Source organism: Acinetobacter sp. AND/436, from assembly GCF_049546925.1.
In the GTDB taxonomy this organism is placed as follows: Bacteria; Pseudomonadota; Gammaproteobacteria; order Pseudomonadales; family Moraxellaceae; genus Acinetobacter; species Acinetobacter indicus.
In genome coordinates this window covers 1-8,612 of sequence record NZ_JBMXBO010000028.1, presented here as the reverse complement: position 1 = coordinate 8,612, position 8,612 = coordinate 1, and the positions used below count along the sequence as shown (strand labels likewise).

The 8,612-nt window shown below is 39.6% G+C and carries 5 protein-coding genes and 1 pseudogene; 5 read left to right on the top strand and 1 reads right to left on the bottom strand.

Going from position 1 to position 8,612, the window contains the following annotated elements; all coding sequences use genetic code 11:
- Positions 1-64: 64 nt before the first annotated feature.
- The 4 genes and pseudogenes from ACPEPR_RS13640 to ACPEPR_RS13625 form a co-directional block, all read left to right on the top strand.
- Positions 65-517 (top strand): annotated as a pseudogene (locus tag ACPEPR_RS13640) (IS4-like element ISAba1 family transposase); the annotation flags it as partial.
- 127 nt (positions 518-644) lie between these two features.
- The gene (locus ACPEPR_RS13635) at positions 645-1,706 is read left to right on the top strand and encodes an HlyD family secretion protein (RefSeq protein WP_419225130.1); all 1,062 of its coding nucleotides are present in this window, start codon (positions 645-647) and stop codon (positions 1,704-1,706) included.
- The gene (gene rbbA / locus ACPEPR_RS13630) at positions 1,703-4,465 is read left to right on the top strand and encodes a ribosome-associated ATPase/putative transporter RbbA (RefSeq protein ID WP_423562549.1); all 2,763 of its coding nucleotides are present in this window, start codon (positions 1,703-1,705) and stop codon (positions 4,463-4,465) included. The genes ACPEPR_RS13635 and rbbA overlap by 4 nt, the downstream gene beginning before the upstream one ends.
- Position 4,466: 1 nt before the next feature.
- Positions 4,467-5,594, top strand: coding sequence for an ABC transporter permease (locus ACPEPR_RS13625; RefSeq protein ID WP_168418216.1), 1,128 nt, complete (start codon positions 4,467-4,469; stop codon positions 5,592-5,594).
- Between the two features lie 604 nt (positions 5,595-6,198).
- On the opposite strand, the gene ACPEPR_RS13620 is transcribed toward ACPEPR_RS13625, so the two are convergent.
- A complete protein-coding gene (locus ACPEPR_RS13620; protein ID WP_423562548.1) occupies positions 6,199-6,948 on the bottom strand; it encodes a hypothetical protein in 750 nt (249 codons plus the stop codon).
- A 584-nt stretch (positions 6,949-7,532) separates the two neighbouring features.
- On the opposite strand from ACPEPR_RS13620, the gene ACPEPR_RS13615 reads away from it, so the two are divergent.
- Positions 7,533-8,453 (top strand): MobA/MobL family protein, encoded by a 921-nt coding sequence (locus tag ACPEPR_RS13615; RefSeq protein ID WP_321121079.1) that lies wholly within the window; start codon positions 7,533-7,535, stop codon positions 8,451-8,453.
- The last annotated feature ends 159 nt before the right edge of the window (positions 8,454-8,612 follow it).

Here is an 8,612-nt window from a genome sequence, read left to right as displayed (position 1 = left end):
TCTCCTGCTCGTATCTTAAGAGAAAATTCTACTTTTAGATCCTATTATTTTTAGGGGGGATTACCGGATTTTGGTTGGTCGGGTGAAACTATATATAAGTGCACTACAGTTAGAAAATGGAGAGCTTTTACTCGTCGTTTCTCCTCAGTTTAATGCCAATGCTATTCAGGATTATGCATTACGCTGGGAAATTGAAACCTTATTCAGTTGTCTCAAAGGACGCGGGTTTAATCTTGAAAATACGCGCTTGACAGACCCTAGACGAGTGAAAAAACTGATTGCGGTGTTAGCTATAAGCTTCTGTTGGTGTTACTTAACGGGTGAATGGCAGCATAATCAAAAAAAAGCGATAAAAATAAAGAAGCATGGACGACTCTCAATGAGTTTATTTCGCTATGGTTTAGACTATGTTCAAATGGCGATTCAGCGTTTAATTGGTTTTGGGAAAAAAGAAGAGTTTAAGGAAATTTTGGCAATTTTAAGAAAGCAGAATCCTGATAGGATAAGGGTTCTGTGAAATTTGTCGTGTACAGAGAAAAATTATATAGTTTAGAGATGTGTAGACAACATATTGCGAGTAACATTCGTGTTATAAAATAATTTTGAAAGATTTCTTTAGCACAAGTTTTTGGGTAATCACAAACATGAATATTAAAAAACTCACACTGGTGAGTGTAGTGGTGATTTTGGGTTTGGTGGCTTATTTGGTCTGGCAAAATATGACCCAATCCGATACAGAAGCTTTAGTCAGTGGTAATGGGCGAATTGAAGCAACTGAAATTAATATCTCCAGTAAATTAGCTGGCCAGTTAGAAGAAATCTTGGTGCAAGAAGGCGACTTTGTAGAATCAGGTCAAGTTTTAGCCCGTATTAAAGTGTCTGCTTTAGAAGCACAACTCCGTGAAGTCCAAGCCCAGCAGCGTCAGGCACAAGATGGCATTGCTACCGCAGAAGCGCAAGTCGCCATGCGAATCAGTGAAAAAGCTGCAGCGCAAGCCATGGTTGTTCAACGTGAAACTGAACTGGTTGCGGCTAAAAACCGTTTGGCACGAACTGAAATTTTGGCTAAAGATGGAGCATCATCAAAACAGCAATTAGATGATGAACGTGCAGATGTTAAAAGTGTGGCTGCGGTGTTGAGTGCAGCAAGAGCACAAGTAGACAGTGCACAAAGCGCAATTGTGGCAGCAAGAAGTCAGGTGTCCAGTGCACGTTCACAAGTCGATGCGATTAAGGCCACAGTAGAGCGGATTAATTTTGATATTGAAGATGCCCAGCTCAAAGCTCCATTAAAGGCACGTGTTCAGTTTTTGGTGGCACAACCCGGTGAAATGATTGCCGCAGGCGGACGGGTCATGAACCTGATTGTTCTGTCGGACGTTTATATGACCTTCTTTCTGCCAGAAACGGTGGCAGGCCGAATTGCCATAGGTACAGAAGTTCGTATTGTGCTGGATGCAGCCAAAAATGTAGTGATCCCTGCCCGTGTTTCTTTTGTTGCAGATACTGCACAGTTCACCCCAAAAACAGTGGAAACTGCAAGTGAACGTCAAAAACTGATGTTTCGAGTTAAAGCCAAAATTGATCCAGCTTTGTTACAAAAGCACATTCAGCAAGTCAAAACTGGCCTTCCAGGCGTGGCTTATATCAAAGTTGATGAAAGTGCTCCTTGGCCTGAATTCCTAAGCAATCTGGTTAAATCATGACAGCATCATCTGCGCAAGGTGCGATTGTTGCCGACATTCAACAGGTCAGTCTGAAATATGGCAAAACTCAGGCTTTAATAGATATTTCTCTGTCCTTGCCTGCAGGCTGCATGATTGGTCTGATCGGTCCAGATGGCGTGGGTAAATCAAGCCTACTGGCATTGCTGGCAGGTGCCAAGGTCGTTCAGCAGGGCCGTTTGATGGTACTCGGTGGTGATATTGCCGATGCAAAACACCGCAGAAAAGTTTGCCCGCATATTGCCTATATGCCACAAGGGCTTGGCAAAAACTTATCCAAAACTCTTTCGGTGGAAGAAAACCTACAATTTGTTGCCCGTTTGTTTGGACATAATGCGGCAGAAAGCCGAAAGCGTATTGATGCACTCACCAAAAGCACTGGGTTGTATGACTTTTTGGATCGTCCCGCAGGAAAACTCTCTGGCGGGATGAAGCAGAAACTCGGCCTGTGTTGTTCTTTGATTCATGATCCTGATTTTTTAATTTTAGATGAGCCGACCACTGGGGTTGACCCTTTGGCACGCTCGCAGTTTTGGGAGTTGATTAACCGTATTCGTCGTGTCCGCCCACAAATGAGTGTGATTGTCGCCACAGCGTATATGGATGAAGCGCAAGGTTTTGACTGGTTAGCGATGATGGATGAAGGCAGAATCCTGAAAACTGGTAGTCCTGATGAGCTGTTGGCACAAACTGGCAGCCACAGTTTAGAAGAGGCCTATATCAAGCTTTTGCCAGAGCAAAAGAAACAAGGTTATGAACCAGTCGTTATTCCTGCCTTGCCTCATCATGATTCAGAAGGATATGCGCTGGAAGCCAAAGATCTGACCGTTAAGTTCGGTGATTTTACCGCAGTCGATCATGTCAATTTTCAGATTCGCCGTGGTGAAATTTTTGGTTTTTTAGGCTCCAATGGTTGTGGCAAATCGACCACTATGAAAGTTCTGACGGGATTGCTGGAAGCTTCGGAAGGGCAGGCATGGTTGTTCGGCCAACCCGTGGAAGGCAGTGATATAGCGACCCGTCGCCGTGTTGGCTATATGTCACAATCCTTTTCACTCTACAGTGAATTGACGATTACTCAGAACTTGGTGCTGCATGCCAAGTTATTTCATGTGCCTGCAGAGCAGATTGCATCACGTGTGCATGAGATGCTGCAGCGTTTTGACTTAAGTAATGTAAAAGACAAATTACCAGATGATTTACCGCTCGGCTTGCGGCAGCGTCTGTCATTGGCAGTTGCTTTGGTACATCAGCCTGAAATTTTAATTCTGGATGAGCCGACCTCTGGCGTAGACCCCATCGCGCGGGATAATTTCTGGCGTCATTTGATCACTTTGTCACGTCAAGATGGGGTCACCATCTTTATTTCCACCCACTTTATGAATGAAGCAGAGCGCTGTGACCGTATGTCATTGATGCATGCAGGACGGGTCTTGGACAGTGCAGCGCCTGCACAATTAATAAAAAACCGTCAAGCGAGTTCATTAGAAGAAGCTTTTATTGGCTATCTGTTGGACGCAGGTGCTGGTGTTGGCGCTCAGACTGCGACAGAAGAAAAGGATGAACAGCAAGCTAGTGATCATCTGTCTGTTAATACGCAACAACCGAAGTCTGGTCGATTCAGCCTACAGCGCTTGCTCAGTTATGCATGGCGTGAATCGCTAGAACTGGCGCGTGATCCGATTCGTGCGACCATGGCTTTGGTCGGGTCAATCATTTTGCTGTTGGTGATGGCACTTGGAATCACCATGGATGTGGATGATCTGACGTTTGCAGTGTTGGATCGTGACCAGACAGGTTTAAGCCAGAATTACACGATGAGTATCGCTGGCTCACGTTATTTTGTGGAAAAATCACCTCTGCAAAGTTATGAAGACCTAGACCAGCGCATGCGCAGTGGGGGTATTGCTTTGGCGATTGAAATTCCACCTGGTTTTGCGCGAGATGTGGCTCGGGGAGAGAACGTCAAAATTGGTGCATGGATTGACGGAGCTATGCCGCAGCGTGCAGAAACGGTTCAGGGCTATGTGCAAGGGATTCATGCTCATTGGTTAATGCAGCAAGCCTTGGAACAAAGTGGTTATAAATATTCCAGTGCGGTCAATGTAGAAACCCGCTTTCGTTATAACCCAGATATCAAGAGCTTGCCAGCAATGGCTCCAGCTTTGTTCCCATTATTAATTCTGCTCATTCCTGCAATGCTTACAGCACTGTCTGTGGTACGAGAAAAAGAACTGGGTTCGATTGTGAATTTGTATGTTACTCCAGTCACCCGCAGTGAATTCTTAATTGGCAAGCAAATTCCTTACGTGGTACTGGCCATGCTGAATTATTTCCTGATGTGCCTGATGATAGTGGTGTTTTTTGATGTGCCGATTAAAGGCAGTTTTTTGACGCTAACATTGGCATCTTTACTGTTTATTATTTTTTCTACAGCTACAGGTTTATTGGCTTCGGCACTAACCAAAAGTCAGATCGCCTCGATGTTTTTGGTGATGCTCGGTACGATGATTCCAGTGATGCAATTTGCGGGCATTATTAATCCCGTTTCTGCATTGGAAGGTTTTGGTCGCTGGTTTGGAGAGATCTATCCTGCGACACACATGATCAATATCAGCCGTGGGGTGTTCAATAAGGCATTGGGTTTTGAAGACTTGAGTCAGGGTTTCTGGATTATTCTGCTGTCCGTCCCCGTGATGATGTGTGCAGCAATCCTTGCACTAAAAAAACAGGAGCCCTAGGATGTTCAGACAGAAAATACAGAATATCTATCAGCTCGGTTGCAAGGAGTTGTGGAGTCTTTGGCGTGAGCCAGTCATGCTGATTCTTATCATTTACACCTTTACAGTGGCCATTTACACGGCTGCTACAGCCATGACAGACAGCCTGAATATGGCGCCTATTGCGATTGTAGATGAAGATCATTCAACTTTGTCTGAGCGGATTAGCTCGGCATTTTATCCACCTTATTTTATTCCGCGAACCACAGAACTGAATTACATGGATACTGGAATGGATGCAGGTGAATTTACCTTTGCTTTAAATATTCCAGTGAATTTTCAGGAAGATGTCTTGGCGGGTAACTCGGCCGCAATTCAGGTCAATGTAGATGCAACACGTATGTCGCAAGCTATGATCGGGGCAGGTTATATCCAACAGATTGTACAGTCAGAAGTTAGTGAATATTTGCTGCATCATCGTGAAATGACCAGTATGCCAGTAGAGCTGGAAATGCGGGCACGCTTTAACCCAACACTAGACCAGAAATGGTTTGGCAGTGTTATGGAAATCATCAACAACGTAGCGATGCTGTCTATTATTCTGACTGGTGCTGCGTTAATTCGTGAGCGTGAACACGGTACGGTTGAACACTTGATGGTGATGCCAGTCACGGTGTTTGAAATCATGATGTCCAAAGTCTGGTCGATGAGTCTAGTGGTATTGATAGCAGCTTTTATCGGTCTGAAGCTGGTGGTACAGATGGCCTTAAACGTACCTATAGAAGGTAACTTGTTTCTGTTCTTCTTTGGTGCTTTGTTGACGTTGTTTGCCACCACTTCGATGGGGATTTATTTGGCGACTATGTCCAAATCCATGCCGCAGTTTGGCTTGTTAATGATGTTGATTTTGATTCCGATGCAGATGCTTTCAGGTGGCATGACACCGCGAGAAAGTATGCCTGAAGTATTGCAATATCTGATGCTGATTGCACCGACCACACATTTTGTTGAGCTGGCTCAGGCCATTTTGTACCGAAATGCTGGGCTAAATATCGTTTGGCCATCGTTTCTGTGGCTGATAGCAATTGCAATTGTGTTCTTTTACGTGGCGTGGAAACGCTTTAAAGATACGATTCATACCATGGCTTAAAGGTTTTAATTTGGTTTGGCTTTGTTGCATAAATATGTAAGCATCTGATTTAAATAAATTTAATTTTGGATCAAAAAATAATCAAAACCTTTAAAATCATATAGTTATGAAATCTTTGTGCAACAAAGCCAGTCATAAGTATAAAAATGAAGGTTACATTCACTGAAGATACATCATAAATTATGGAGGATTTTTTTGTAAATTCAGTGGACTATTCTTAGTTTTAATTAGTTGATGATAATTACTGATTACAATAAGTATTTGTCTTAAGTGGCCTACTCGGAACAGGAATAAGTGATAGGGTTTGAATAGGAATAGATGGTAGGTTTATATCAGAATACGCAAAGATGGAAAGTAGAGTGATAGCTAACATGTGCTAAATATATTCAATTATTTTTATTGTTTATTTTATTTATAAAGAAGAACAGACCACTTTGACCCAATGGAGTAGTTCAAACTGCGCCAATCATTCAGCTCAATGTGATCTAGATTGAAATATGCACATATATTAGAGAAGAGTGAGCTAAATAAATCGACAAATCAGGTGAGTCGATTGAGAGAGATTGTAGCGAGTGCATTAGGAGATGATCCCTCGACAATTCGATCAGGAAGCAGTTTCTTTATTCATTGGATTTCTACTATCTGATTTGATTTCATCTAGCTTGTTTTCTAATGCTAGGAAAGGGGGTAAGTGGCGATATTTTTCGAATAAATTGGCTAGCTTTGGATCATGTTGAGCATTAAATTTATATATGTAAAAAACTTTGATCATGATGCTAAGTGCATCTGTTGAAGATGGGGATTCATCAGAAAAAAACTCCCTATAGAGTGATAAAAAAGCACCACCTAAAAAGAATTTTTCGTTATTTAGAGTTTTTCTAGCTTTGATTTTTTCTTGTTCATGAGTTTTATCTTCAGGGGATACCATATTTTTAGAAACACTATTTTTAATCATTTCACTATGATGACTACGATAGTTGTTAAGTTGTTTTTGTAGATTAAAATATTCATCACTTGTTAGGGTATTAAAATTTTCATAGATATTTAAAATTTTATTTTCAATTGGTTTTAATTTTTCGCTTGGAATACTTTTTAAATATTTAATTATCTCATTATTTTTTCTTCTTTCCTTTAATTTATATTCACATTGGTTTATTAGCTTTATATTATTTAATTTAAATTCATCATATTTAGCTTTATCACGGGATAAAATTTCTAAATCAATATTATCTAGAAGAGAGATTAGTTTTGTTTCGCATTGATATTTGGGATCAAAGAATAGTTCCTGCTTATATATATAAAGTAAGCCATATAAATCATCTTTTGTAATCGTTTTTTTAGGTCTACCAGCCATGTTTTTGCTCCAGTTGTAAATGAATTTTTATTTATAACAGGAACCAAAATTACATGATTTGTTTCATATAAAATTTGAAAAAATTGCAGAACTGCTCTTTTAAAAAACGTTTAATAGGAAGCTGTCGCTTAAGAATTTTTTGGGCTGCGCACAAAAAATTCTTATCTCGTCTCCGTGTCTTTTTATGACCTCATTACTACGTAATTTTGTCAGTAAAAAGACACTTCATCTCGCCCTGTGGGACCAAAAGCCATTTAACTGTTTTTTTAAGATATTGAAATATATTGTTATTCTTAAGATTATGCTTTTTTGGAGGTGCGTTACACTATAAAAAAACAGGCGTTACACTATAAAAAATGTGCATTACACGATAGAAAGCAGCGTTACACTATAAAGCTGTCTAAAACGTGTCATCTAGATGAGGTAATAGCATCTCGTTTGAGAGACTCGGCTAAGATGAGGTATCAAAATTTAAAAAATATATTTAGTGGTATAACCACTTTTTTGAATTTTTATTACATAATAAAACTGTTGTATTGTTTTTAAAATATATTAACTTTTTTATATATAAAAGAGTTAGTAAAATGTTTTATCTTGATTTAAGACATAATCGGAAAAAAGATAGGAAATCTTCTTATAATGCCTATTGCTATATAAGTAGGATTAAGCATTTTGAGCTTAATAAGGGTGATTTAAATGAAGAGTTAGAGTTTAAAATTTCAGGGAATATGCCTGAGTGGGCGAAAGATGATCCAGAGAAATTTTGGAGTGCAGTGGATAAATATGAAAAAAAAGAAATTAGGGCATCTTGTAGTATTACAGTTGCTTTACCTAAAGAATTATCTAAAGAACAAAGAATAGAATTATCAAAGAATTTAGTGAGTGCTTTTTTTTGTGATGAATTTAAGCTCCCTTATAGCTGGGCTATTCATAGTCATAAAGGTACTTTAGATGGTGAATCTGATCAACCGCATTTGCACCTAATATATTCTGAAAGAACAACACTTGGAAATATAGAAAGGCCACCAGCATTGTTTTTTGAGCAATACCGGCCTAAAAATCCTGAACGAGGTGGTGCTCAGAAGATTACAGCTGATGTGTTGGGGTTAGGACAAAATCAAATTAGACATTACCGCGAGTTGACAGAACAGTTGATAAACGAGTCACTAGAAAAGTATGCTCCGATGAAAACAGTTCGTATAAAGGGCATTGAAGTCCAAGTGCCTAGTCAAGTTTCATGCCTATCTAATGCTAGCTACAATAAGAAATTTGGCACAAAACTAAAAGATGTGCCTCAGATTGAACGTTGGAAGCTTTACAGTGCTGATCCCATAATTCAAATGGATATAAAGCCATTAATTGAAAAAGTGAAGAAAATTCGAGAAGAAAACTTATATGAGCTTTATAAAAATGAATATGAATTGGAACTCAAACGTATTCATAAAATGAAAGCAGAAATCAACAAGACCAAATCAAACAATAATGATTGGGATTATGGCATGTAGATATAGTATAAGTGTAAGAGTATCTATAGTCGGTAATGGTTATTTTACAAATATAATATTTAAGTTGAATCTATTAATAATTTTAAAATAGCCTGACCACAGTTACCACAGTTACCACAGTTACCACAGTTACCACAGTTACCACAGTTACCACAGTTA

Coding starts and splice junctions, on each gene's coding strand:
- ACPEPR_RS13635 (WP_419225130.1), top strand. CDS start 645: ATGAATATTAAAAAACTCACACTGGTGAGTGTAGTGGTGATTTTGGGT.
- rbbA (WP_423562549.1), top strand. CDS start 1,703: ATGACAGCATCATCTGCGCAAGGTGCGATTGTTGCCGACATTCAACAG.
- ACPEPR_RS13625 (WP_168418216.1), top strand. CDS start 4,467: ATGTTCAGACAGAAAATACAGAATATCTATCAGCTCGGTTGCAAGGAG.
- ACPEPR_RS13620 (WP_423562548.1), bottom strand. CDS start 6,948: ATGGCTGGTAGACCTAAAAAAACGATTACAAAAGATGATTTATATGGC.
- ACPEPR_RS13615 (WP_321121079.1), top strand. CDS start 7,533: ATGTTTTATCTTGATTTAAGACATAATCGGAAAAAAGATAGGAAATCT.